Source organism: Streptomyces sp. NPDC014801 (assembly GCF_043082085.1).
GTDB lineage: Bacteria > Actinomycetota > Actinomycetes > Streptomycetales > Streptomycetaceae > Streptomyces.
The window spans coordinates 292,040-314,020 of record NZ_JBIBXG010000012.1 but is presented as its reverse complement, the minus strand read 5'-3'; the positions used below and the strand labels follow the sequence as shown (position 1 = coordinate 314,020).

Below are 21,981 nucleotides of genomic sequence, written 5' to 3'. Positions count from 1 at the left end.
GGAACATGATCCAGACCCTGCTCGTCGCCAACCGGGGCGAGATCGCCTGCCGGATCGTCCGCACCTGCCGCCGGCTCGGCATCGGCACCGTCGCCGTGCACTCCGACGCCGACGCCCACGCGCTGCACGCGCGCGTGGCCGACACCGCCGTACGGCTGCCGGGAGCGGCGCCCGCCGAGACGTATCTGCGCGGCGACCTCATCGTGAAGGCCGCGCTCGCGGCCGGCGCGGACGCCGTGCACCCCGGCTACGGCTTCCTGTCGGAGAACGCCGACTTCGCCCGCGCCGTCCTCGACGCCGGCCTGACCTGGATCGGGCCGCCCCCGCAGGCCATCGAGGCCATGGCCTCCAAGACCCGGGCCAAGGAGCTGATGGGCATCGCACCGCTGGGGGAGGTCACCGAGGCCGACCTGCCGGTGCTGGTGAAGGCGGCCGCGGGCGGCGGCGGACGCGGCATGCGCGTGGTGCGCCGCCTGGAGGACCTGCCGTCCGCGCTGGAGGGCGCCCGCGCCGAGGCGGCGAGCGCCTTCGGCGACGGCGAGGTCTTCGTCGAGCCCTACCTGGAGAACGGCCGCCACGTCGAGGTGCAGATCCTCGCCGACACCCACGGCACGGTGTGGGCGCTCGGCACCCGCGACTGCTCCCTGCAGCGCCGCCACCAGAAGGTGATCGAGGAGGCACCGGCACCCGGCCTTCCCGCGCCGCTCACCCAGGAGCTGCACGCGCTCGCCGTGCGCGCCGCACGCGCCGTCTCCTACGTCGGCGCCGGCACCGTCGAGTTCCTGGTGGCCGGGGAGCGCGCGCACTTCCTGGAGATGAACACCCGCCTCCAGGTCGAACACCCCGTCACGGAGGCGGTCTTCGGGCTCGACCTGGTCGCCGAGCAGATCCGCGTCGCGGAGGGGCACGCCCTCGCCGGCGAGCCGCCACACGCGCGTGGCCACGCCGTCGAGGCCCGCCTGTACGCGGAGGACCCCGCCCGCGACTGGGCCCCGCAGACCGGCACCCTGCACCGCCTCGCCGTACCCGACGGCGTCCGCCTGGACACCGGCTACACCGACGGCGACGAGATCGGCGTCCACTACGACCCGATGATCGCCAAGGTCGTCGCCCACGCCCCCACGCGCGCGGAGGCCGTCCGCGCCCTCGCCGGCGCCCTGGAGCGGACGGTCCTGCACGGCCCGGTCACCAACCGCGACCTGCTCGTGCGCTCCCTGCGGCACGAGGAGTTCACCTCCGGCCGCATGGACACCGGCTTCTACGACCGCCACCTCGCCGCCCTCACCGAGCCGGCCGCCGACCCGCTGGCCCCGCTCGCCGCCGCCCTCGCCGACGCCTGCGGCCGCTCCCGCTTCGGCGGCTGGCGCAACCTGCCCTCCCAGCCCCAGGTCAAGCGGTACGCCCTGGCGAGGGAGGAGCACGAGGTCCGCTACCGGCACACCCGCGACGGCCTGGCCGCGGAGGCGGACGGGGTGCGGGTGGTGCGCGCCGAACCCGGCCGGGTCGTCCTCGAAGCGGACGGCGTGCGCCGCACCTTCGACGTGGCCCGCCACGGCGACCGGGTCTGGGTGAACGGCACCGCGCTGACCGTCCTGCCCCGCTTCCCCGACCCCACCGCCCAGCACGCCCCCGGCTCCCTGCTCGCGCCGATGCCCGGCACGGTCGTCAAGATCGCCGACGGTCTCATCACCGGATCGAGTGTCCAGGCGGGCGAACCGATCGTCTGGCTGGAAGCGATGAAGATGCAACACCGCATTTCCGCCCCGACCACGGGCACCTTGACGGCCCTGCCGGTGACGGAGGGCCAGCAAGTGGAGGTCGGCACCCTCCTGGCCGTGGTCGAAAGCAGCCGGCACCAGGGCGCGGGCCCGCACTGACATGCGGCCGGCGCCGCGTGAGCGCGCCCAGCCACCCACCACCGCACCCGGAGGACGACCGTGACCACCCTCATCGAATCCGAAGAGCACAAGGCCCTGCGCGAGGCCGTCGCGGCCTTCGCCACCAGCCACAAAGACCCCGCCACGGTGTGGCAGGACGCCGCCGAACTCGGCTACATCGGCGTCAACCTCCCCGAGGCCTACGGAGGAGGCGGCGGCGGTATCACCGAGCTCTCCCTCGTCCTCGAAGAGCTCGGCGCCGCCGGCAACCCCCTGCTCATGATGATCGTCTCCCCGGCGATCTGCGGCACCGTCATCGCCCGCTTCGGCACCGACGCCCAGAAACAGCAGTGGCTGCCCGCACTCGCGGACGGATCCCGCCTGATGGCCTTCGGCATCACCGAACCCGACGCCGGCTCCAACAGCCACCGCATCACCACCACCGCCCGCCGCGACGGCGACAGCGGCGACTGGCTGCTCACCGGCCGCAAGGTGTTCGTCTCCGGCGTGGACATCGCCGACGCCACCCTCATCGTCGGCCGCACCGAGGACTCCCGCACGGGACGCCTCAAGCCCTGCCTGTTCATCGTCCCGCGCGACGCCCCCGGCTTCCAGCGCCGCCCCATCGACATGGAACTGAACGCGGCGGAGAAGCAGTTCGAGCTCGTCCTCGACGACGTCCGGCTGCCCGCCGACGCGCTCGTCGGCGACGAGGACGCCGGGCTGCTGCAACTGTTCGCCGGGCTCAACCCCGAGCGGATCATGACCGCCGCGTTCGCGATCGGCATGGGCCGCCACGCCCTCGCCAAGGCGATCGCGTACGCCCGCGAGCGCACCGTGTGGAACACCCCCATCGGCGCCCACCAGGCCATCGCCCACCCCCTCGCCCAGGCCCACATCGACCTGGAACTGGCCCGGCTGATGATGCAGAAGGCCGCCCACCTCTACGACGCGGGCGACGACCTCGGTGCCGGCGAGGCCGCCAACATGGCCAAGTACGCGGCCGGGGAGGCCTGCGTGAAAGCCGTCGACCAGGCCGTGCACACCCTCGGCGGCAACGGCCTCACCCGCGAGTTCGGCCTCGCCCGGTTGATAACGGCCGCGCGTGTGGCTCGTATTGCCCCGGTGAGCCGGGAGATGATTCTCAACTACGTCTCCCATCAGACCCTGGGCCTGCCCAAGTCGTACTAGGCGACCGACTGGAGGAACCGTGTTCCGCAGTGCGTACGCAGACGTCCAGCCCGTAGACCTCCCCATCCACGAGGCCGTGCTCGGCCGGGCCGCCGAGTTCGCGGACACCCCCGCGCTCGTCGACGGCACCGACGGCACCACCCTCACCTACGAGCAGGTGGACCGCTTCCACCGGCGCATCGCCGCGGCACTCGCCGAGGCCGGCGTGCGCAAGGGCGACGTGCTCGCCCTGCACAGCCCCAACACCGTGTTCTTCCCCGTCGCCTTCTACGCGGCCACCCGCGCCGGCGCCTCCGTCACCACCGCCCACCCCCTGGCCACCGCCGAGGAGTTCGCCAAACAGCTCGCCGACTGCGCCGCCCGCTGGATCATCACCGTCTCCCCGCTGCTGGGCATCGCCCAACGGGCCGCCGAACTCGCCGGCGGCGTCGTGGAGATCTTCGTCTGCGACCAGGCACCCGGCCACCGCTCCCTGATCGACATGCTGGGCTCCGCCGCCCCCGAACCGTCCGTCACGATCGACCCCGCCGAGGACGTGGCCGCCCTGCCGTACTCCTCGGGCACCACCGGCATCCCCAAGGGCGTGATGCTCACCCACCGGCAGATCGCCACCAACCTCGCCCAGCTGGAACCCGCCATCACCACGGGACCCGGCGAACACATCCTGGCCGTCCTGCCCTTCTTCCACATCTACGGCCTCACCGCGCTGATGAACGCGCCCCTGCGCAAGGGCGCCACCGTCGTCGTCCTCGCCCGCTTCGAACTGGAAAGCTTCCTCGCGGCGATCCAGACCCACCGCATCACCGGCCTGTACGTGGCACCGCCCATCGTGCTCGCCCTCGCCAAACACCCCCTCGTCGCCCAGTACGACCTGTCGTCGCTGAAATACCTCGTCAGCGCCGCCGCCCCCCTGGACGCCGCCCTCGCCGCGGCCTGCTCACAACGCCTCGGCCTGCCACCCGTCGGCCAGGCCTACGGCATGACCGAACTGTCCCCCGGCACCCACGTCGTCCCCCTCGACGCCATGGACGAGGCCCCCGCCGGCACCGTCGGCAAGCTCATCGCCGGCACCGAGATGCGGATCGTCTCCCTCGACGACCCCGACAAGGACCTCCCCGCCGGCGAGTCCGGCGAGATCCTCATCCGCGGCCCCCAGGTCATGAAGGGCTACCTCGGCCGCCCCGACGCCACCGCCGCCATGATCGACCCCGACGGCTGGCTGCACACCGGCGACGTCGGCCACGTCGACGAGAACGGCTGGCTCTTCGTCGTCGACCGCGTCAAGGAACTCATCAAGTACAAGGGCTTCCAGGTCGCCCCCGCCGAACTCGAAGCCCTCCTGCTCACCCACCCCGGCATCGCCGACGCCGCCGTCATCGGCGACCTCGACCCCGACGGCAACGAGTTCCCGCACGCCCACGTCGTCCGCCAGCCCACCGCCGCCGACCTCACCGACGCCGAGATCATGATGTACGTCGCCGAACGCGTCGCCCCCTACAAACGCATCCGCAAGATCACCTTCATCGACGCCGTGCCCCGCGCCGCCTCCGGCAAGATCCTGCGGCGCCGGCTCCGGGAGCGCCCATGACCACCCTCGTCGGCCGCAGCCGCACCCGCGGCATCGACACCCTCAGCCTCGACTCCCCGGACACCCGCAACGCCCTGTCCGCCGCCCTCGTCACCGCCCTCGCCGACGCCCTCACCGACAGCGCCAAGGACCCCGACGTCCGCGCCGTCGTCCTCACCCACACCGGCACCACCTTCTGCGCCGGCGCCGACCTGCGCGACCCGCCCCACCCCGACGCCCTCGTCGACCTGCTCCGGCAGATCCTCCACCTGCGCAAACCCGTCGTCGCCCGCATCACCGGACACGTCCGCGCCGGCGGCCTCGGGCTCCTCGCCGCCTGCGACATCGCCGCCGCCTCCCCCGAGGCCACCTTCGCCTTCACCGAGGTACGCATCGGCGTCGCCCCCGCCGTGATCTCCCTCCCGGTGATCCCCCGCACCGACCCCCGCGCCCTGGCCCGCTACTACCTCACCGGCGAACGCTTCGACGCCGCCGAAGCCGTACGCCTCGGCCTCCTCACCACCACCGCCGACGACGTAGACGAAGCCCTCGCCCCCGTCCTCGACGGACTGCGCCGCTCCTCACCCCAGGCCCTGGCCGAGACGAAACGGCTGCTCACGGCTAGGGTGCTGGAAACATTCGACCGGGACGCGGCCGGCCTGACCGCGCTCTCGGCCCGGCTGTTCTCCTCCGCCGAAGCACGCGAGGGAATGACGGCCTTCCTGGAGAAACGGGACCCCGCATGGGTGGTGTGAGCACATGAGCACGACGGCGGAACGCGACCGCGCGCCCAAACAGGACCGCAGCCGGGCCACCCGGCAGCGCCTCCTGGAAGCGGCCGTGGCCTGCCTCGCCGAACACGGCTGGGCCGGCTCCACGGTCACCGTCGTCGCCGAACGCGCCGGCGTCTCCCGCGGAGCCGCCCAGCACCACTTCCCCACCCGCGAGGACCTCTTCACCGCCGCCGTCGAATACGTCGCCGAGGAACGCTCCCTCGCCCTGCGCGCCCTCTTCCCCGACGGCGCGCAGGCCGCGGACCGCCGCGCCGTGGTCACCGCCCTCGTCGACCTCTACACCGGCCCCCTCTTCCGCGCCGCCCTCCAGCTGTGGGTCGCCGCCTCCAACGAGGACCAGCTGCGCGGACGCGTCACCGAACTCGAAGCCCGCGTCGGCCGCGAGACCCACCGCATAGCCGTGGACCTCCTGGGCGCCGACGAATCCCGCCCCGGCGTCCGCGAAACCGTCCAGGGCCTCCTCGACATGGCCCGCGGCCTCGGCCTCGCCAACCTCCTCACCGACGACACCCCCCGTCGCGAACGAGTGGTCGCCCAGTGGGCGGACCTGCTGGACACCGCGCTCGGCTGAGAGCGATGTCAGTGCCCGCCGCTACGGTCAGGGCATGGGTGATTACTTCCAGACGATCGTCGACCTCGACGCCTCCCCGCAGGACGCCCCCGCCCTCGCCCAGCGAGTCGTCGACTGGCTCGTGACCGAGGGCATCGTCCTCGCCGAACGCACCGACTGCGTCTTCGGCCCGCCGACCGGACATCCGCCCGGGCCGAACTGGCACCGGGCGGTCGCCGAGGACGACGCGGACTGGGAGCCGTATGACGGACTGGCCGTCTACACCGGCCGCACCGTGTTCCACGGCGGACAGGGCGGTCCCGAGGCGGTGACCTGCCCGCGCTGCGGCGTCACGACACCCCTGCTCACCGAGGACTACGACCACCTCCCCGACGAGGAGGGCGAGGAGGCGCCCGCAGCCGCCGGCGACGACGCCTGGGCGCGCTTCGCCGCCGCCATCAACCCCTGGCACGAGACAGGCGAGGCCGACGTCGTCTGCCCCGCCTGCACCACCGCCGTCCCCCTGCCGGCGTGGACCTGGGCCGACGACTACTTCGCCTTCGCCCACCTCGGCTTCGAGTTCTGGAACTGGCCCCTGTTCACCGACGCGTTCCACTCCCGCGTGGCCGACCTCCTCGGCGGCCACCGCACCGTCCGCGTTGGGGGCAAACTCTGACCACCCCGGCGGCCCTCAGGGACTGAGCCGCTCCACCCGCCACCCGCCGTCCGCCTTGGCGACATACCGCAGACGGTCGTGCATCCGGTTCTCCCGGCCCTGCCAGAACTCCACACTGCGCGGCACCACCCGGAAACCACCCCAGTGCGGCGGCACCGGCACCTGCTCGCCCTCCGGATACCGCGCCTCCAGCTCCGCATACGCCTCGTCCAGCTCCGCCCGGGAGGCGATCACCGAGGACTGCGCACTCGCCCACGCACCCAGCTGCGAGCCGTGCGGCCGGCTCCGGAAATACGCCGCCGTCTCGTCCCGGCCGGTACGCCGCGCCTCACCCAGCACGATCACCTGCCGGGCCATCGGATGCCATGGGAACAACAGCGACACATGGGGGTTCTCGGCCAGCTCCCGCGCCTTGCGCGAGTCGTAGTTCGTGTAGAAGACGAAACCCTGCTCGTCGAACCCCTTCAACAGCACCGTCCGCGCACTCGGCCGGCCCTCCGCGTCCGCCGTGGAGACGACCATCGCGTTCGGCTCGAACAGATGCGCCTCCTCCGCCGCCTGCCGGAACCAGCGCGCGAACTGCGCCACCGGCGTGGCGGCCAGACCGGCCTCGGACAGGCCCTCGGCACGGTACTGCTTGCGCATCGCGGCAGGATCGGGAGCGGGACCGAAGAAGGCGGCGTCGTGGTCGTTCACGCGAGCATCTTGCCGTATCGACCGTCCGCACCGAACCCCCGCGCAAGCTGTCGATGGCACTGAGTGCCGCGAGACCTCCCCAAAGGTGGCACTCGGAGATATGGTGGCGGAACCCGGTTGGGTGACCGCCGACCCCACGGGGCATCACCAGGGTGACCATCGAACACCACCACGAGGAGCCGCCTGATGTCCGACTTCGTACCCGGCCTCGAAGGAGTCGTCGCATTCGAGACGGAGATCGCCGAACCGGACAAGGAAGGCGGCGCCCTCCGCTACCGCGGCGTGGACATCGAAGACCTCGTCGGCCACGTCTCCTTCGGCAACGTCTGGGGCCTGCTCGTCGACGGCGCCTTCAACCCCGGCCTGCCGCCCGCCGAACCCTTCCCCATCCCCGTCCACTCCGGCGACATCCGCGTCGACGTCCAGTCCGCACTCGCCATGCTCGCCCCCGTCTGGGGCCTCAAACCCCTCCTCGACATCGACGCCGAACAGGCCCGCGAAGACCTCGCCCGCGCCGCCGTCATGGCCCTGTCCTACGTCGCCCAGTCCGCCCGCGGCCAGGGCCTGCCCATGGTCCCCCAGCGCGAGATCGACAAGGCCCAGTCCGTCGTCGAACGCTTCATGATCCGCTGGCGCGGCGAACCCGACCCCAAGCACGTCAAGGCCGTCGACGCCTACTGGACTTCCGCCGCCGAACACGGCATGAACGCCTCCACCTTCACCGCCCGCGTCATCGCCTCCACCGGCGCCGACGTCGCCGCCGCCCTCTCCGGAGCGGTCGGCGCCATGTCCGGCCCCCTCCACGGCGGCGCCCCCTCCCGCGTCCTCGGCATGATCGAGGAAATCGAGCGCACCGGCGACGCCGAGGCCTACGTCAAGAACGCCCTCGACCGCGGCGAACGCCTCATGGGCTTCGGCCACCGCGTCTACCGCGCCGAAGACCCCCGCGCCCGCGTGCTGCGCCGCACCGCGCGCGAACTCGGCGCCCCTCGCTTCGAAATCGCCGAAGCCCTCGAAAAGGCCGCCCTCGAAGAACTCCACAACCGCCGGCCCGACCGCGTCCTCGCCACCAACGTCGAGTTCTGGGCCGCCATCATCCTCGACTTCGCCGAGGTCCCGGCGCACATGTTCACGTCCATGTTCACCTGCGCCCGCACCGCCGGCTGGTCCGCCCACATCCTCGAGCAGAAGCGCACCGGCCGCCTGGTCCGCCCCTCCGCCCGCTACGTCGGCCCGGGCCCCCGCAGCCCCCGCGACATCGCCGGCTACGACGACATCGCCGGCATCCAGCACTGACCCGAAACGCAGACGACCCGCGAGTCTGGTTCCTCCAGAGGAGGAGCCGGCCGGACGTACCGGCGACTCGCGGGTCGGGTGACTGCTTGGGATTGGGCCGGCTGCACGCGTCTGTCACGCACGGGTCCGGCACCGCACTGGATGTGGTGACGGACCGCTAGCCCGCAGCCACCTCACGCGTCCGGGATTCATACATGTACCGGATCACCTCCTTTCAGTGTGCGCACCACCTTAAGAAGCCCTCTCCCGCACATCAACCGTTTTTTCGCGGGATTCGCCGCGAGCCTTCCGGACGGGTGTCGTAGCCGTATCCGTCGCCGCGCTGCAGAAGTCTCAGGTGCAGGTGGGAGACGTTGAACCGGCCGTCCGGAGTGCCGAGGCTGTGCTGCCCCCTGGCGCGGACGGAGATCCTGCCGGTCCACCTACCGGCCCACTTTCCCGTGGGTACGACGGCTCGTACGAGGTCCCCGGTGATGTAACCGAAGTGCTGCTTGGCGCGGCTGCGCAGGAGGCGCGGGAAGCCGTACCGGTCAGGCGTCGTCCGCGCGTAGGAGCCGCGCCCCGTGGCTCTGACGACGAGCACGTGGGACGGTAGCCGGACGATTCTGCCGCCGGCCTCGTGTTCGAGCGGTCCCACCGACAGGGCGTCGAGGGTGTGGGTCTTGGCCAGCCCCATGGCCTTGCGATTCTCTGCCGTGAGCCGGCTGGGCCAGGGGAGCACTGGCCTGTCGAGGGCGGCCAGGGCGCTCATGAGCTGCCAGCCGGTTGTGTTCATGACGGCGGCGTCCGTGAGGGGTGCTGTGACCTGGCGGAGGATCTTGGCGAGGAGTGTGGGTCGATCGGCCAGGAACGACTCGACAGGCATGCTGCCTTTGGCGTTGTTGCACGGTACGCAGGCGAGGACGAGGTTGGAGATGCGGTTCGATCCTCCGCGGCAGCGGGGGCGGAGGTGCTCGACGTTCAGCGGAACGCCGGTGGCGCCGCAGTAGGCGCAGGCGCTGTTCCACAGGGACCGGAGGTGGGCGCGGGCGCTGGTACCGGCAAGGGTGCCGCGTTCGTACGAGGCTCCCGTAAGGCGTTTGCCCGCGCTCAGGGAGTGGGTGTCGAAAGACGCGCGTTCCACGTGGATCTCGGTGACGGGTGCGTACCGGCACAGCCGCTTGGCGAGGGAGAACGTGGTGTCGACACGGTGGCGGAGGGACGGTGGCAGCCATCCCGGCGGGTGGGATCGGTTGAGCGAGCGGGGTGCTCGGTACCGGCGGTTGGCCGACCGGCGCCTGCGGCGGTAACCGGCGCGTTGATCCATGCAGGTGCGGATCTGGTCGCCTCGGTGCTGGAGTTCCAGGGAGATCAGCCCCCGTCGTGCGGGGCTGACACCGTGGCTGTCGGACTCTTCCTTCACGTCGGTGAGGGCGAGGCCGGTGCCCTTGGAGCCCGGATCGATGCGTAATTGGACTCCGTCGACGTCCGACTGGGCGCGCGTGCGGTCCTTCAACCGGATGGTGAACGGCGCGTGCCTGGCCACGACGGCTCGTCCCTTGCGGAGGAGTTCCCGGGCCCTGGCCGGGTGGCAGGGCATGAGCGGCTGCCCTTCCTTGGCCAGCACGAAGACCCTGCTCGCTCCGGTACCACCGGCGTACGAGGCGGTGGTCGGGGGAGCGTCACCGCTCCCGTTCTCTGCCGCGCGCGCCGCCGGAGCGGTGTGCTTGGCGTGACGCCGACGAGCTGTGGTGCCGCGCCCGTCGGTCTCCCCTCGCCCATGTTCCCTGCCGGTGCCCCGCACGGTGGCGGGGTGTCCGTGAGCCGTTTCGTCCCTGCTCCCGGGGGTGTCTGCGCTCTCGGATTCCAGAGCAGGCTGCTGAGGAAGTACAGCCTGGTGGGTCTGCTCGCCTGCAGGAAACGTAGTCATCGGGGCACCTCCCTGATCCCGGGGGATCGTGATGACTGGGGCTGGTCACTCGACGCCCTTGCGGCGGGGAGCGAGTGACCTCCCTTCTCGTGTCGGAATCGCACGCTAGCGGCATGGATCGCGCGCGTACGGCGAACGTCCCGACACCCGTCAATTCGTGCGAACCGCCCCCGTTCCCCGAACAACCGGTCGACCGAGCTGCTAGAGCGCCTCTCCCGGCGATCGGCAGTGCAGATGCCGGGGACTGGGAGACGTCCCCGGGCCCGGTGGCGTATTGACACCGGGATGGTCCAGACCGCACCGTGAGCGGCGGTATGGAGCCGCGTTTGCGAAGGAGCCCCGCGGATGAGCGACAAGTTGGCCGGTCAGTTCTTCGACGCCGCGATCGGGCTGTTGCAGCGCGTGCGGGACGAGGAGGCCGAGTCGATCGAGGCGGCCGGGGTGCTGCTCGCCGACACCGTCGCCGCCGGGGGGAATCTGTTCGCGTTCGGTGCGGGGCACTCCTCGCTGGCCGCGCAGGACGTCGTCTACCGGGCCGGTGGGCTCGCGTTGATGAATCTTCTGGCGGTGCCCGGTGTGGTCGGGGTGGACGTGATGCCGGCGACGCTGGGGTCGGCGCTGGAGCGGGTGGACGGGCTGGCGAGCGCGGTGCTGGACAGTTCGCCGGTCCGGGCCGGGGACGCGCTGGTGATCATCTCGCTGTCGGGGCGCAACGCGCTGCCCGTGGAGATGGCGATGAACGCCCGTGCGCTGGGCGTGAAGGTCATCGGGGTGACGTCGGTGGCGTACGCGTCGGAGACGAAGTCGCGGCATGTCTCGGGGACGTATCTGAAGGACCACTGCGATCTGGTCCTGGACTCGAAGATCGCGGTCGGGGACGCGGAGTTGACGCTGGACACGGTTCCCGCGCCCTTCGCGCCCGCGTCGACGGTCGTGACGACGGCGCTGATGCAGGCGGTGATGGCGGCCGCCGCCGGTGCGCTCGCCGCGCGCGGTGTCGAGCCGCCGCTGCTGCGCTCGGGGAACGTGGACGGCGGCCACGAGTGGAACGGGCGGGTCTTCGAGGAGTACGGGGAGCGGATCTTCTACCGGCGGTGAGTCGTCCACCGGCGGTGAGTCGTCCACCGGCGGGAGTCGTCTCCGGCTCTCTTCACCGGCGAGCTCACCTGCCGGCCCACCCGGTCACTTCTCCTTCGTCGCCTCCGCCAGGTCGAGGGCCATCGCGATGTGCGCGGCCACGTCCTCGGCGTACGCGGTGTCGAGGCGTTCGAAAGTGGTGCGGCCGCCGCCGCGCAGGAAGGTGACGACGCCGAGCGTGCGGCCCCGGCTGCGCAGGACGGCGCACAGGGCGTGCACGGTGTCCGCGGGCCACTGCCGTTCCTGTGCCCACGCGCGTGCCCGTTCGGCGGAGACGTTGCCGGCGGTGGCGCGGACGGATCCGGCGCGTTCCGCGCACTGCAGGGCGGGGTGGCCGTCGCCGTAGCGGACGGGCAGGCCGGCGGGTGTGTCGAGGCCGCTGGGGCCGGGCGCGCCGGAGGGGGTGGCGGCGACGCGGATCAGCCGGAGCGGTTCGCCGGCCTCGGCGTCGGTGACGGGGCCGCCGGCGAGGCGGTCGATGAGGGCGTGGTCGGCGAAGCCGGCGAGGGCGAAGTCGAGGTGGACGGTGGCGGCTTCGGCGGGGTCCTCGCACTCGGCGGCGGCGCGGGCGGCGCGGTGCAGCTGGTTGGAGCGGAAGCGCAGCAGTGAGGCTTCCTGTTCGGTCTGCTTGGCCTCGGTGACGTCCTGGAAGAGCCAGCCGACGCCGAGCGGTACGGGTTCTTCGGCGAGGGGGCTGGCGAGGCGGACGAAGCCGCTGCGCCAGCAGCGTCGCCGGTCGCCCTCGGGGGTGCGGACGGCGACCCAGATCTCGGCGGGGGCGGGTGGGGCGCCTTCGGCGAGGACGTGGGTGAGGGCGCTTTCGAGTTCTTCGACGCCTTGGGAGAGCAGGTCGCCGAGGGGCCGTCCGAGGGCGGAGGTGCGGCCGGTGCCGAGTGCGCGTGCGGCGTGGGCGTTGACGACGGCGGGGCGCAGGTCGGCGTCGACGAGGACGACGCCCCAGGAGGCGTCCTCGAAGAGGGCTTCGCTGAGGGCGATGGAGCGTTCGAGGTCGATCTGGGCGTGGACCTCGCTGAAGGCGCAGTAGACGCCGGCGGGTTTGCCGTCGGGGCCGCGGACGGCGGCGGACTGGGTGCGCACGAGAACGCGGCCGCCGTCCTTGGTGAGCAGGGCGAACTCGTGCACCTGCCGGCCGGGTGCGTTCATCGCGGAGAGCAGCCGGGCTTCGACCTCGGCGGCGTCGGCGCTGCGGACGGCCCAGCCGGCGAAGCCCTGGCGGCCGACGGCCTCGGCGGCGCTCCAGCCGAGGATGCGTTCGGCTTCGCGGTTCCAGTGTGTGACGACTCCGTGCGCGTCGAAGGCGCACAGGGCCGCGTCCATGCCGTCGAGGAGGGCGGCGAGCAGGTCCGCTCCGTCCCGCTCGGGCGGCTCGGGCTCGTCGGGCCCCAGCTCGTCGGTGGTCCCACTACGCCGGGAAGCACTCACCTGGACCCCCTGCTGCAGGCTGCGTCCGCACGTGGCGAGCGACGGTTCGCTCACTTGCCATCATTCAACTTGAACGTGACGCAGCACACACCGGGTTCCCCCAAGATTGAAGGAATCGTTGTACGGCGGGAAACCGGCGGAGAACGGCCGGAAGGCGGAGGTTACGGGAGCGTGGTCAGGCGCAGGTCGATCCACAGGTCGCTCTCGCCGTCCAGTACATAACGGTCGGTCTCCACGAAACCACGGTCCTCGGCGAACCGCAGTCCGTCGGTGTTGGCGGCGAGCACGCACGTCTCGACGGCGTGGGCGCCCCGCACGCGCGCGTGGGCGAGTCCGTCCTCGTACAGGGCGGTGCCGATGCCCTGGCGGCGGTAGGGCGGCAGCACGCGTGCGATGACGGTCGCGGTGCCGTCCTGCGGTGGCCGGACGGTGGAGCAGCCGACGAGGACGTCGCCGAGGTAGGCGTTGGCCAGCCGGTAGCGGTCCCGGCGCTCGCGGGCCTGGTCGGCGGTCATGGCGGCGGGCGGCACGATCACGTTGTGCACGTGGCGCCATTGTTCGAGCATGTCCTCGCCGGTCACGGGTGCGATGCGCAGGCCGGGTGCGGTGCGCGGTGCCGCGTGCCGTGTGTCGCTGGTCATGGCGGCACGCTAGGCGACGGGCATGGACACGTCCATCGGATACCGGGCCCTCAGCGGGCGTGGCACGGCTGTCGGGACCGGGCCTTCCTGCGGCGCGGCGCGGTGCCGTCGGACCGGGCCTTTCGGCGGCGCGGCACGGTTGTCAGTGGGATCCGGCAGAATTGAGACCAGGGCCAGCGCACGCGCCGAAAGAGCCGTCGAGCCTTCGGCAGATCTCATCGAGGGGCACGTATGTCCGGACTGATCGACACCACGGAGATGTATCTCCGCACCATCCTCGAGCTGGAGGAGGAAGGTGTGGTCCCCATGCGCGCCCGGATCGCCGAGCGGCTCGACCAGAGCGGGCCGACGGTCAGCCAGACGGTGGCCCGGATGGAGCGTGACGGCCTGGTGTCCGTCGCCAGTGACCGGCATCTGGAGCTCACCGACGAGGGCCGGCGGCTGGCGACGCGCGTGATGCGCAAGCACCGTCTGGCCGAGTGTCTGCTGGTGGACGTGATCGGTCTGGAGTGGGAGCAGGTCCACGCCGAGGCGTGCCGCTGGGAGCACGTGATGAGCGAGGCCGTGGAGCGCCGGGTGCTGGAGCTGCTGCGGCACCCGACCGAGTCGCCGTACGGCAACCCGATCCCGGGGCTCGAGGAGCTGGGCGAGAAGGACGGCGCGGACCCGTTCCTGGACGAGGGCATGGTGTCGCTGGCGGACCTGGACCCGGGTGCGGAGGGCAAGACGGTGGTCGTGCGCCGTATCGGTGAGCCGATCCAGACGGACGCGCAGCTGATGTACACGCTGCGCCGCGCGGGTGTGCAGCCCGGTTCGGTGGTGAGCGTGACGGAGTCGGCCGGCGGGGTGCTGGTGGGCAGCGGCGGCGAGGCGGCCGAGCTGGCGGCCGACGTGGCCTCGCACGTGTTCGTCGCCAAGCGCTGACCGTCGCCAAGCGCTGACCGTCGCCGAGCGCTGACCGCCGCCGAGAACTGACTGTCGCCGAGCACTGACCGGTCGCCGAGCGCTGACCGCGAGGGGCGCCGACCTCCAAGGGCGGCCGGAGCGCCCGCAAGCGAGCGGTCCACGGGGCGGGAGTGGCCCGCGAGGCAGGGCTTCCGCTTCCGTTTCCCCGGTGTCCGCCCAGTCGTCGCCGGGGGCTTCCCGGCGGCGGGTTTCACTGTGCCGGAATCGCAGCGCCGCGCAGCCGTCGCGTGCGAGGCTGTCGCGAGGACCGCAGTCGAGGGGGCGAAGGATGCGCCGCAGACAGCAGGAGGGCCCCGGCGCCCTGAGGCGCCGGGGCCTGTCCTCCCCTGTTCCGACCCGGAGCCCCGAGCTCTCAGGGTCGTCCCCCTCGGACCGTTTTCCCCGAGCGGTCCGCCTCCCGTTGAAGATCTCCCCTCGGCGGCGGCGATCATTCCTTGAGCGAGGTCACTCGAACGAGGGGTGTTGCCCGGCGACACGACTATTTTCGAATGCCCATTCGATAGTCTGCGGGTGACCGGGGCGCAACACACGGCACGTGCACCACGGAACCGACAGCGCGGAGCTTGGGGGGTGCCAGATCCAATGGCGCGGCGTATCGACGTGACCGGCGCGGGCGGCGTACGCCTCGCGGCCTGGGAGTTCGGCGATCCTCCCAAGGACGACCCGAACGCACCGGTGCCCGCGCCCGGTGTGCTCTTACTGCACGGTCTGATGGGCCGTGCCTCGCACTGGGCGTCCACCGCCCGCTGGCTGTCCGAGCGGCGCCGCGCCGTCGCCCTCGACCAGCGCGGCCACGGCCAGAGCGAGAAGCCCCCGCAGGCCGCCTACACCCGCGAGGCCTACGTCGAGGACGCCGAGGCCGCGCTGGAGCAGCTGGGCCTCGGTCCCGCCGTCGTGGTCGGCCACGCGATGGGCGCGCTGACCGGCTGGCAGCTCGCCGCCAAACGCCCGGACCTGGTCAGCGGTCTGGTCATCTGCGACATGCGGGCCTCCGCGCTGGGCGCGGCCTCGCAGCGCGAGTGGGCAGACTGGTTCCGCTCCTGGCCGCTGCCCTTCGCCACGCTCGCCGACGTCCGCAAGTGGTTCGGCGAGGACGACCCCTGGGTGGAGCGCCCCAGCCCGGCGCGCGGCGCGTTCTACGCCGAGGTCATGCACGAGTCCCCCGACGGCTGGCGCCCCGTCTTCGACCCGCAGCAGATGCTCCGCTCCCGCGAGACCTGGGTGTACGACGCGCACTGGGAGGAGCTGGCGCAGGTGCGCTGCCCCACGCTGGTGCTGCGCGGCCTGGACGGGGAGCTGGGCCGGGCCGAGGCACAGGAGATGGTCCGGGTGCTGCCCCGCGGCCAGTACGCCGAGGTCGCCGACGCGGGTCACCTGGTGCACTACGACCGGCCGGAGGCCTGGCGGGCGGCGGTGGAGCCGTTCGTCGACTCGGTGCTGGGCGTGTAGGAGCGCCCGCCGAGGGGATGGCCGGACAGGTCGGCGGCTGCCCCCCGTGGGGGTGGGGGCCGGCCGTGCGGTTTCCCGCGCCCCTGGTGGGGTGCGCTGCCCCGCGCCCCTGGTGGGGTGCGCTGCCCCGGGCTTCCGCGTGCCGTCAGCCCTTGCTCACCGCCGTCAGGATCTCCGGCAGGTGGGCCGCCGTTCTCGGGGCGGCCAGGCGCAGGCCCAGGGCGGTGATCGCGGTGCCGTACACGATGCCCGCCGGCAGCAGCAGCCAGCCGTACGCGGTGGCCTCGCCGGTGATGTTCAGCCAGATCACCGCCGCGATGACCGGGGCGCACAGCAGCGCGGCGGAGACCATGCCGCCGAAGATCGCGATCCAGGCCAGTCCGGCCTGGCCCGGGACGACGTTCTTGTGGCCCTCCTGCGGGATGGAGTAGGGGAAGCGGGCCGACGTCCACGCGCCCGTGGCGAGCATCGCGCCGAGCAGCGCCAGCGACAGGCCCAGCACCTCGGGCAGCCGCGGCCAGTCGCCGAGCAGGGCCGTCGTCACCACGGTCACCAGCGTGGCGTACGGCAGGGTCACCACCAGCAGTGCCAGGGCCCGGCCGCGCAGCTCGACGTAGGCGTCGCGCGGGGAGGAGATGGTCATCGCGACCATCCAGAACGCGGAGGTGTCCTGCCCGAACTGGTTGTACATCTGGATGCCGAGCATGCCCGCGGCGAAGCAGGCGAAGTAGATCGAGCCGGTGCCCTGCACGGCGTTGAACACCGGCACGATCAGCCCGATCGCCAGCGAGGTCACCCAGGCCGCCTTGGTCTTCGGGTCGCGCCAGATGTAGCGCAGGCTGCGCTCCATGACGGTGCCGGTGCGCCCGGCGGGCAGCAGCCGCGCGAGCCCCCGGGAGGAGCCGCGGGCGCGGCCGGACGGCTCGGCGGCCTGCAGGGTGGAGGCGTCGGGCGCGGTCATCACCTTGGTCAGGGTGCGCGCCCAGACGGCGATGAGGGCCGCCGGCGCGCCCGCGCTGACGAGCAGCTGCCCGGCCGCGAGGCCGTACGCGCCCGTGCTGACGGAGTCCACCGCGCCGATCGCGGACGCCGGCGGCAGCCAGCGCACCACGTCGGCCACCGGGTCGAGCTGCCCGAGCCCGGCCGTGCCCAGCCGCTGCGCACCGAAGTTGACCACCTGCGCGCCCACGGCGATCACCAGGCCGCTCAGCACCGCCAGATCGCGGCCCTTGCGGCTGGTCAGCAGCCGGACGTTGGCGGCGGCGACGGCCCGTGCCAGCGCCACGCACACCAGCAGCGCGAGCACGACGCCGACGACCCCGACCGCGACGGCGGCCGGCCCGTGCGCCAGCGCGATCACCGACCCGAGGAGCAGCAGCAGCGTGAACAGCGGCCCGATGCCGACCAGCGAGGCGGCGAGCAGCGCCCGCACCAGCGGCCGGGGCCGCAGCGGCAGCATCACCAGCCGGGAGGGGTCCAGCGTCTCGTCGCCGCTGGGGAAGAACAGCGGCATCACCGCCCAGCCCAGCCCCAGGACGGCGATCAGCAGCACCACCAGGGACACGGCGTGCGCGTGCCCGCGCAACGCGATCAATCCGAGCAGTTGCAGCGCCGCGAACAGCAGCACGAGGACGGCCGAGGCGATGTAGGCGGCCCGCCGCCCCCCGGACTGCCGCAGCCCGTTGCGCAGCAGCGACAGCTTCAGCCGTACGACGGTGGCGGTCACGTCGGTCATCGGCTGCCGCCGCCCAGCCAGTCGAGGTCGGTGCCGGCGTCCCGGCCGCTCGCGCCGACCAGGTCCAGGAACGCCTGGTGCAGGGTCGGTGCCGTACCGCGCACCTCGGCGAGGGTGCCCTGGGCGCGGATGCGGCCGGCGGCCATCACGGCCACCCAGTCGCACAGCGACTCCACGAGTTCCATGACGTGGGAGGAGAAGACGACGGTGGCGCCGGAGGCGGTGTAGCGCTCCAGGACGCCCCGGATGGTCTGCGCGGACACCGGGTCGACGCCCTCGAACGGCTCGTCCAGGAAAAGGACTTCGGGGTTGTGCAGCAGCGCGGCAGCGAGCCCGATCTTCTTGCGCATGCCGGTCGAGTAGTCGACGACCAGCTTGTGCTGACTGCCCGCCAGGTCCAGGACGTCCAGCAGCTGGCCGGCCCGCTTGTCGACCTCGGCGCCGGGCAGGCCGCGCAGCCTGCCCGTGTACGCCAGCAACTCCCGCCCCGACAGCCGCTCGAAGAGCCTCAGCCCCTCGGGCAGCACCCCGATCCGCGCCTTCACCTCGACCGGGTCGCGCCACACGTCGTGGCCGACGACCTCGACGGTGCCCTGGTCGGGGCGCAGCAGCCCGGTCACCATGGACAGCGTGGTGGTCTTGCCCGCCCCGTTCGGCCCGACGAGCCCGATGAACCGCCCGGCGGGCAGGTCCAGATCGATCCCGGCCACGGCGACCTGCTGCCCGAACCGCTTCCACAGCCCTTGCACCCGTACGGCACTGACACCCACCGCGTCTCCCTCCGTCACCGGGAAGCCTACGGTGGGGGACGACCGGTCGGGTCAGCCGGCGTTCAGCGGTCCCGCCCGCACGCGTAGGCCAGCGGCGACACCAGCTCCTCCGCGTCCGGCAGCCACCGGTTCGCGGGCGTCGGGCGGCGCGCCCACTGCACGGCACCGCGCGATCCGAACCGGGTCGGCGGCGCGGCGACGTACGACCCCTCGCCGAGCGCGACCAGGTCCAGCGAGGCCACCGACCAGCCGAGCTTGCGCACCAGGTCGGGAAGTTTCGCCACCGCGCCCGGCAGTACGAAGAAGTGCATCCGCCGGTTGGGGCTGAGGGTCACCGGCCCGAGCGTGAGCTCCATGCGCTCCATCCGGGCCAGCGCCAGGAACCCGGCGGTCTCCGGGACGGACAGCGCGTCGAAGGTGCGGCCCGTCGGCAGCAGAATGGACGCCGCCGGCTGCTTCTGCCACATCCGGCGGGCGACCGTGGCACTGCCCGTCGCCTGCGTCGCCCAGTCCTCGCGCGCCGGGTGCGCGCCGGGTACGGCGCACGCCGGGTCGCCGCAGGAGCAGACCTGCACCCCGTCGACGGCTTCCAGCCAGGTGCCGGGGAACACGTCCCAGTGGCGCTCCTCGGCGTAGCGAACTGCGGCTTCCAGCAGGGAGTCCCCGCGCTGCTTGGGAATCTGCGCGGCTTCGGTGCCCGGGATCGTCTCTTCCACGTGGAACTCAACTCCCGCACCCACCTCCGGTTACGGGCTGTATCGCGCGCTGGGGAGGAGCATCGATTCGGCGCGCGGGGCGCATGGGTGCACAGGTGGGGGCGCGCGGAAGGTTCGACGGAGTGAGCGGGTAGCCACGTGGGGGCGGCATCCGCCGTTACCCCGGCAATCCGCCCATGCCTCGCATTTTCGGTATGTCCGCTGGGCATTGATCTTCACGGCCGGATCCGCACGCCGCCCGGCGACTCGCTCGACGCGTGGAGAGGGCCATGGAAGACACGACAACTCGGTGCACGGGCAGGCACCGCAGCCACAGGGGGTAGTGCCAATGGCCGCAAGGCCGCTTGTCGCGCGGCAGCCGAACGAACGGCTGCAGGCGCTCATCCAGGAAGCGGGATGCTCGAACGCCGGGCTCGCCCGCCGGGTCAACATGTGCGGCGCCGAGCACGGACTCGATCTGCGCTACGACAAGACGTCGGTGGCGCGCTGGCTGCGCGGGCAGCAGCCGCGGGGGCGGGCGCCGGCGATCATCGCGGAGGCGCTGGGACGCAAGCTGGGCCGCACGGTCACGATCGACGAGATCGGCATGGCCAACGGCAAGAACCTCGCGTCCGGCGTCGGTCTCCAGTTCTCGCCGACGGTACTGGGGGCCATCGAGCAGGTCTGCGAGCTGTGGCGCAGCGACGTGGGGCGCCGCGACTTCCTGTCGGGCTCGTCCGTCGCCGCCTCGGCGCTGGTCGAGCCCAGCCGCGACTGGCTGATCTCCGCGCCCGACGCGCAGGTGGCGCGGCAGGCGGGCCCGCGGGTGGGCCTGTCCGACGTGGCCGCCGTGCGCGCGATGACGCAGGCGCTGGTGGGCCTCGACCACCAGTACGGCAGCGGGCATGTGCGGCCGGTGGTGGTGCACTACCTCAACAGCGTCGTCTCCGGGCTGCTCGCGGGCTCCTACCGGGAGGCGGTGGGCCGGGAACTGTTCGCGGCCGTGGCCCGCCTGACCGAACTCGCCGGGTACATGGCCGTCGACACCGGCCAACCCGGCCTCGCCCAGCGGTACTACATCCAGGCGCTGCGCCTCGCGCAGGCGGCCGGCGACCGCGGCTACGGCGGATACGTGCTCGCCGCCTCCATGAGTCACCTGGCCGCGCAGCTCGGAAACCCGCGCGAGATCGCGCAGTTGGCGCGGGCCGCGCAGGAGGGGGCGCGCGGGCGGGTCACCCCGCGCGCGGAGGCGATGTTCTTCGCGGCGGAGGCGCGCGGGCACGCGCTGATGGGCGATGTGCGCGCCGCGCACGCGGCGAGCGGGCGCGCGGTGAGCGCCATGGAGTCGGCCGACGCCGCCTCCGGCGACGACCCCGCGTGGATCGCGCACTTCGACGAGGCCTATCTCGCCGACGAGTTGGCGCACTGCCACCGCGACCTGGGGCAGGCGGACGCGGCCGCGCGGTACGCCGAGCAGTCGCTGGCCGGGCATCCCGAGTCGCGGGCGCGCCGCCGGGCCATCGGCTATGTGCTGCTCGCCACGGCGCAGGTGCAGCAGAGGGAGATCGAACTGGCCTGCAGCACCGGGCTGAAGGCCGTCGAGCTGCTGGAATCGCTGCGCTCCAACCGGGGCGCGGAGTATCTGGAGGACTTCCAGCAGCGGCTGGAGCCCTACCGGGAGGAGTCGGTGGTACGGGAGTTCGGGGCGCGCCTGGAGCTGCAGACCGCGGCGTGAACGGGACGGGTCCGGGCGTGGGGGACCTTGTACAGCGTGCCGGTGCGCGGGTTTGTTACTGCCGTCACAGGGAAGGAGGTGCCGTCCTCAGCTGCGTGGCATGGGCATCCGGGGACCCGGTAGCGTGAGCCGACGATTGACCAAGGTCCCCCATTCGTAGGAGTCCCGGTGACGCAGAGTGGACAGGGCGAGGAGCCCTCGGCGCAGCCCGCGCGCGAAGGCATCGTGCTGCCCTCCGACGGCGGCGATCCCGTACTGCCGGGCGGCCCCGCGCAGGGCCCGTACACTGGGGGACCGTACGGCGGGGGCCCGCAGCCCGGCGCCCACCACGGTCAGCAGCCCGGTACGCCGCAGTACGGCACGCCCGGTGCCGCGGCGCCGGCGGAGGGGCAGGCGTGGGGCGGTGCCTGGGGCCCCGGGCAGCAGCCCGGCGGCGCGCCCCAGGGGCAGCAGTGGTCCGGCGGCGGGCAGTGGCCCCCGGCGGCCGGTCAGTCCGGCGCGGGCCCGCTGCCCGCGGAGGGGACCCCGCAGCCGTACGGCGGGACACCCGCCCCGCACGACGCCTACGGCGCCCCGCAGACGCATTCCGGCGGCTACGGTCCCGCCGCCGGCGCCGGACACGCCGGACAGCAGCCCGGAGCCGGTCCGCTTCCGCAGACGGACGGCGGCGCGGGCGGTTACGGCTCCGCGACCCCCGGTGCCCCCACGGGGCACACGGCCGGTCCCGGCCCGCTCCCGCCGGCCGGTGGCGGTGCGCACGGCTACGGGCCCGGCGCTTTGGGCGGTCACCCGTCCGGCCCGGGGCCGCTGCCGCAGCCGACCGGGGCCGGTGCGGGCGGCTACGGATCCGCCGC

Annotated in this window: 18 protein-coding genes; 11 read left to right on the top strand and 7 right to left on the bottom strand. The window is 72.8% G+C overall.

The window, feature by feature from the left end; genetic code table 11:
• Positions 1-5 precede the first annotated feature (5 nt).
• Genes ACF1AL_RS29205 through ACF1AL_RS29180 form a run of 6 tightly spaced genes read left to right on the top strand, consistent with a single transcriptional unit; the run spans position 6 to position 6,655 of the window.
• Entirely contained in the window at positions 6-1,877 is a 1,872-nt protein-coding gene (locus tag ACF1AL_RS29205) for a biotin carboxylase N-terminal domain-containing protein (RefSeq protein WP_391828095.1), read from the top strand.
• A 60-nt stretch (positions 1,878-1,937) separates the two neighbouring features.
• Positions 1,938-3,068: an acyl-CoA dehydrogenase family protein gene (locus ACF1AL_RS29200; RefSeq protein ID WP_386584256.1), complete on the top strand. Its 1,131-nt coding sequence runs from the start codon at positions 1,938-1,940 to the stop codon at positions 3,066-3,068.
• 19 nt (positions 3,069-3,087) lie between these two features.
• Positions 3,088-4,656: a 4-coumarate--CoA ligase family protein gene (locus ACF1AL_RS29195; protein WP_391828093.1), complete on the top strand. Its 1,569-nt coding sequence runs from the start codon at positions 3,088-3,090 to the stop codon at positions 4,654-4,656.
• Entirely contained in the window at positions 4,653-5,390 is a 738-nt protein-coding gene (locus ACF1AL_RS29190) for an enoyl-CoA hydratase family protein (protein WP_391828091.1), read from the top strand. Before ACF1AL_RS29195 ends, ACF1AL_RS29190 begins: the two co-directional genes overlap by 4 nt.
• A gap of 4 nt (positions 5,391-5,394) precedes the next feature.
• Entirely contained in the window at positions 5,395-6,000 is a 606-nt protein-coding gene (locus tag ACF1AL_RS29185; protein WP_366835507.1) for a TetR/AcrR family transcriptional regulator, read from the top strand.
• Positions 6,001-6,034: 34 nt separating this feature from the next.
• A complete protein-coding gene (locus tag ACF1AL_RS29180; RefSeq protein ID WP_391828089.1) occupies positions 6,035-6,655 on the top strand; it encodes a hypothetical protein in 621 nt (206 codons plus the stop codon).
• Positions 6,656-6,670: 15 nt separating this feature from the next.
• Here ACF1AL_RS29180 and pdxH read toward each other — a convergent pair whose 3' ends face one another.
• On the bottom strand, positions 6,671-7,351 hold the full coding sequence (gene pdxH, locus ACF1AL_RS29175; RefSeq protein ID WP_384213855.1) for a pyridoxamine 5'-phosphate oxidase: 681 nt from the start codon (positions 7,349-7,351) through the stop codon (positions 6,671-6,673).
• Positions 7,352-7,537: 186 nt separating this feature from the next.
• On the opposite strand from pdxH, the gene ACF1AL_RS29170 reads away from it, so the two are divergent.
• Positions 7,538-8,647: a citrate synthase 2 gene (locus ACF1AL_RS29170; RefSeq protein WP_391660211.1), complete on the top strand. Its 1,110-nt coding sequence runs from the start codon at positions 7,538-7,540 to the stop codon at positions 8,645-8,647.
• A gap of 253 nt (positions 8,648-8,900) precedes the next feature.
• On the opposite strand, the gene iscB is transcribed toward ACF1AL_RS29170, so the two are convergent.
• Positions 8,901-10,253 carry an RNA-guided endonuclease IscB gene (gene iscB / locus ACF1AL_RS29165; RefSeq protein WP_391828087.1) on the bottom strand — a complete coding sequence of 451 codons (1,353 nt, stop codon included), beginning with the start codon at positions 10,251-10,253 and terminating at the stop codon, positions 8,901-8,903.
• Between the two features lie 648 nt (positions 10,254-10,901).
• Here iscB and ACF1AL_RS29160 point away from each other — a divergent pair.
• Positions 10,902-11,654, top strand: a complete 753-nt coding sequence (locus ACF1AL_RS29160; protein WP_391702694.1) for an SIS domain-containing protein — start codon at positions 10,902-10,904, stop codon at positions 11,652-11,654.
• Positions 11,655-11,738: 84 nt separating this feature from the next.
• Here ACF1AL_RS29160 and ACF1AL_RS29155 read toward each other — a convergent pair whose 3' ends face one another.
• Both ACF1AL_RS29155 and ACF1AL_RS29150 read right to left on the bottom strand, forming a co-directional pair.
• Positions 11,739-13,136, bottom strand: a complete 1,398-nt coding sequence (locus ACF1AL_RS29155) for a PAS domain-containing protein (RefSeq protein ID WP_384213860.1) — start codon at positions 13,134-13,136, stop codon at positions 11,739-11,741.
• Between the two features lie 161 nt (positions 13,137-13,297).
• A complete protein-coding gene (locus ACF1AL_RS29150) occupies positions 13,298-13,777 on the bottom strand; it encodes a GNAT family N-acetyltransferase (RefSeq protein ID WP_391828085.1) in 480 nt (159 codons plus the stop codon).
• 231 nt (positions 13,778-14,008) lie between these two features.
• Here ACF1AL_RS29150 and ACF1AL_RS29145 point away from each other — a divergent pair, with 231 nt between their 5' ends.
• The gene (locus ACF1AL_RS29145; RefSeq protein ID WP_366835514.1) at positions 14,009-14,701 is read left to right on the top strand and encodes a metal-dependent transcriptional regulator; all 693 of its coding nucleotides are present in this window, start codon (positions 14,009-14,011) and stop codon (positions 14,699-14,701) included.
• A 624-nt stretch (positions 14,702-15,325) separates the two neighbouring features.
• On the top strand, positions 15,326-16,192 hold the full coding sequence (locus ACF1AL_RS29140) for an alpha/beta fold hydrolase (protein WP_391828083.1): 867 nt from the start codon (positions 15,326-15,328) through the stop codon (positions 16,190-16,192).
• A gap of 145 nt (positions 16,193-16,337) precedes the next feature.
• Here ACF1AL_RS29140 and ACF1AL_RS29135 read toward each other — a convergent pair whose 3' ends face one another.
• Genes ACF1AL_RS29135 through ACF1AL_RS29125 form a run of 3 tightly spaced genes read right to left on the bottom strand, consistent with a single transcriptional unit; the run spans position 16,338 to position 19,413 of the window.
• Positions 16,338-17,927, bottom strand: a complete 1,590-nt coding sequence (locus ACF1AL_RS29135; protein WP_391780727.1) for a transporter — start codon at positions 17,925-17,927, stop codon at positions 16,338-16,340.
• A complete protein-coding gene (locus ACF1AL_RS29130; RefSeq protein ID WP_384213867.1) occupies positions 17,924-18,715 on the bottom strand; it encodes an ABC transporter ATP-binding protein in 792 nt (263 codons plus the stop codon). The genes ACF1AL_RS29135 and ACF1AL_RS29130 overlap by 4 nt, the downstream gene beginning before the upstream one ends.
• Positions 18,716-18,759: 44 nt before the next feature.
• Positions 18,760-19,413, bottom strand: a complete 654-nt coding sequence (locus ACF1AL_RS29125) for a bifunctional DNA primase/polymerase (protein ID WP_391780725.1) — start codon at positions 19,411-19,413, stop codon at positions 18,760-18,762.
• Positions 19,414-19,741: 328 nt separating this feature from the next.
• Here ACF1AL_RS29125 and ACF1AL_RS29120 point away from each other — a divergent pair, with 328 nt between their 5' ends.
• The gene (locus ACF1AL_RS29120; RefSeq protein ID WP_391660202.1) at positions 19,742-21,127 is read left to right on the top strand and encodes a transcriptional regulator; all 1,386 of its coding nucleotides are present in this window, start codon (positions 19,742-19,744) and stop codon (positions 21,125-21,127) included.
• Positions 21,128-21,981 lie beyond the last annotated feature (854 nt).

Bases quoted from the DNA above. Each gene is read 5' to 3' on its own strand.
- ACF1AL_RS29205 (WP_391828095.1), top strand. From the start codon at position 6: ATGATCCAGACCCTGCTCGTCGCCAACCGGGGCGAGATCGCCTGCCGG.
- ACF1AL_RS29190 (WP_391828091.1), top strand. From the start codon at position 4,653: ATGACCACCCTCGTCGGCCGCAGCCGCACCCGCGGCATCGACACCCTC.
- ACF1AL_RS29185 (WP_366835507.1), top strand. From the start codon at position 5,395: ATGAGCACGACGGCGGAACGCGACCGCGCGCCCAAACAGGACCGCAGC.
- ACF1AL_RS29180 (WP_391828089.1), top strand. From the start codon at position 6,035: ATGGGTGATTACTTCCAGACGATCGTCGACCTCGACGCCTCCCCGCAG.
- ACF1AL_RS29170 (WP_391660211.1), top strand. From the start codon at position 7,538: ATGTCCGACTTCGTACCCGGCCTCGAAGGAGTCGTCGCATTCGAGACG.
- ACF1AL_RS29160 (WP_391702694.1), top strand. From the start codon at position 10,902: ATGAGCGACAAGTTGGCCGGTCAGTTCTTCGACGCCGCGATCGGGCTG.
- ACF1AL_RS29150 (WP_391828085.1), bottom strand. From the start codon at position 13,777: ATGACCAGCGACACACGGCACGCGGCACCGCGCACCGCACCCGGCCTG.
- ACF1AL_RS29145 (WP_366835514.1), top strand. From the start codon at position 14,009: ATGTCCGGACTGATCGACACCACGGAGATGTATCTCCGCACCATCCTC.
- ACF1AL_RS29140 (WP_391828083.1), top strand. From the start codon at position 15,326: ATGGCGCGGCGTATCGACGTGACCGGCGCGGGCGGCGTACGCCTCGCG.
- ACF1AL_RS29135 (WP_391780727.1), bottom strand. From the start codon at position 17,927: ATGACCGACGTGACCGCCACCGTCGTACGGCTGAAGCTGTCGCTGCTG.
- ACF1AL_RS29120 (WP_391660202.1), top strand. From the start codon at position 19,742: ATGGCCGCAAGGCCGCTTGTCGCGCGGCAGCCGAACGAACGGCTGCAG.